This is a genomic window from Rhodococcus sp. 14-2470-1b (assembly GCF_002259415.1).
Taxonomy (GTDB): Bacteria; Actinomycetota; Actinomycetes; order Mycobacteriales; family Mycobacteriaceae; genus Rhodococcoides.
Window position 1 is genome coordinate 1 of the sequence record NZ_NPFY01000060.1, and the last position, 2,612, is coordinate 2,612.

At 65.6% G+C, this 2,612-nt stretch carries 2 protein-coding genes; both read left to right on the forward strand.

The features are described from left to right. Positions 1-5: 5 nt before the first annotated feature. The gene (locus tag CH293_RS27680) at positions 6-905 is read left to right on the forward strand and encodes a 2-hydroxy-3-oxopropionate reductase (RefSeq protein WP_094722069.1); all 900 of its coding nucleotides are present in this window, start codon (positions 6-8) and stop codon (positions 903-905) included. Position 906: 1 nt separating this feature from the next. After that, positions 907-2,612, forward strand: a 1,706-nt coding sequence (gene gcl, locus CH293_RS27685) for a glyoxylate carboligase (protein ID WP_094722068.1), incomplete at its 3' end; no start/stop codon positions are given.

Here is a 2,612-nt window from a genome sequence, read left to right on the forward strand (position 1 = left end):
TCTCCATGAGCACAATCGCTTTCATCGGTCTCGGGATCATGGGAAGCCCCATGTCCGTTCATCTCGCCGAGGCCGGACACACAGTCGTCGGCTACAACAGGTCGGTCGGTGCGACAGAACGTCTCGTGGCTGCCGGTGGCATCGCCGCGGACTCCATCGCGAAGGCCGTCGCCGACGCCGACATCGTGGCGGTCATGGTCCCCGATTCCCCCGACGTGCACCAGGTGCTGCTCGGTGAAGACGGCGTGTTCGACCACGCCCGCCGCGGCACCCTCGTCATCGACTTCTCGAGCATCCGCCCGGACGTGACCGCCTCGCTCGCCGAGGAAGCCTCCACCCGCGGATTCCGTTTGATCGACGCACCCGTCTCCGGAGGCCAGGCAGGCGCCGAGAACGCCACACTGTCGATCATGGTCGGCGGCAGCGCAGAGGACTTCGCCTCCGCCGAACCGATACTCGACGTGGTCGGAAAAACAGTGGTTCACGTCGGCCCCAGCGGATCGGGGCAGACCGTCAAAGCCGCCAATCAGCTCATCGTCGCCGGCAACATCCAGGTCCTCGCCGAGGCCATCGCATTCCTCGAAGCCTACGGAGTGGACCTCGCGGCATCGGTCGAGGTACTCGGCGGAGGCCTCGCCGGGTCAGCAGTGCTGAACCAGAAGGCACAGACGATGCTCGACAGATCGTTCGAACCGGGATTCCGAATCGACCTGCACCACAAGGACCTCGGCATCGTCACCTCCGCTGCCCGCGAAGCAGGCATCGTCGTGCCGATGGGTGCTGTCCTGGCCCAGCTGATGGCATCGGCCCGCGCCAACGGCGACGGCAGCCTCGATCATTCGGCCCTCTACCGCGGGGTCGCTCGCCTGTCCGGAACCCTCGACACAGAAACCACGGTGCACTGACATGCCCAAGATGCGCGCGGCCGATGCAGCCGTGAAAATTCTCGAACTCGAAGGCGCCACCACCGCGTTCGGTCTGCCCGGCGCAGCGATCAACCCCTTCTACGCCGCGATGCGGGAGCACGGCGGCATCCGCCACGTCCTCGCCCGCCACGTCGAAGGCGCCTCCCACATGGCCGAAGGGTTCACCCGCGCCGCCGCAGGCAACATCGGAATCTGCATCGGCACCTCCGGCCCGGCCGGCACCGACATGATCACCGGCCTGTACTCCGCGATGGCCGATTCCATCCCGATCCTGGCCATCACCGGCCAAGCTCCCGTCGCACGGCTGCACAAAGAGGACTTCCAAGCCGTCGACATCGCCGCGATCGCCGGGCCCGTCACCAAGATGGCGATGACCGTTCTCGAACCAGCGCAGGTGCCGGGCGCGTTCGCTCAGGCATTCCACCTGATGCGATCCGGCCGACCAGGGCCGGTCCTGATCGATCTGCCCATCGACGTCCAGCTCGCCGACATCGACTTCGACCCCGATACCTACCAGCCTCTGCCGGTGCACAAGCCCCGGTGCTCGCGGGCGCAGGCCGAGAAGGCGATCGACATGCTCCTCGCCGCCGAGCGGCCGTTGATCGTCGCCGGCGGCGGCATCATCAACGCCGACGCCTCCGACCTCCTCGTCGAACTCGCCGAACTCCTCGACGTCCCCGTGATCCCGACCCTGATGGGATGGGGCACCATTCCCGACGATCACCGCCTCGCCGCGGGCATGGTGGGACTGCAGACCGCACACCGCTACGGAAACGCCACACTACTGGCGTCGGACTTCGTGCTCGGTATCGGCAATCGGTGGGCCAACCGGCACACCGGGGGCCTCGACACCTACCGCAAAGGCCGCACGTTCGTCCACGTCGACATCGAACCCACCCAGATCGGACGCGTCTTCGCACCCGACTACGGCATCATCTCCGACGCCAAAGCAGCCCTCGAGCAGTTCATCGCGGTCGCCCGGGAACGCACGGCAGCAGGAACACTGCCCGATCTCGGTGACTGGGTCGCAGCATGTGCCCACCGCAAAGCCACCATGCACCGACGCACCCACTTCGACAACGTGCCGATCAAACCGCAACGCGTGTACGAGGAGATGAACAAGGTCTTCGGCCGAGACACCCGATACATCAGCACCATCGGACTCTCCCAGATCGCGGGCGGACAGTTTCTGCACGTCTACTCCCCACGCAACTGGATCAACTGCGGGCAAGCCGGCCCGCTGGGCTGGACCATCCCGGCCGCCCTCGGTGCCGTCGCCGCCGACCCGAGCGTCGACGTCGTTGCCCTCTCCGGTGACTACGACTTCCAGTTCATGATCGAAGAACTCGCCGTCGGAGCGCAGTTCAACCTCCCCTACGTGCACGTCGTCGTCAACAACTCCTACCTCGGGCTGATCCGTCAGGCCCAACGCGCCTTCGACATGGACTTCTGCGTCCAACTCGGATTCGACAACATCAACACCCAAGAAACCGAGGAGACCCTGCCCAAGGGATACGGCGTCGACCACGTCCGTGTCGCAGAAGGACTGGGATGCACAGCACTGCGCGTGACCGAACCCGAACTGATCGGCGACGCACTCCGCCGTGCCCGAACCCTCGCCTCGGAACACAAAGTCCCGGTCGTCGTGGAAATCATCCTCGAACGCGTCACCAACATCGCTATGGG

What these genes read in the sequence shown, in the direction of transcription:
- CH293_RS27680 (WP_094722069.1), top strand. Translation starts at nt 6, where the DNA reads ATGAGCACAATCGCTTTCATCGGTCTCGGGATCATGGGAAGCCCCATG.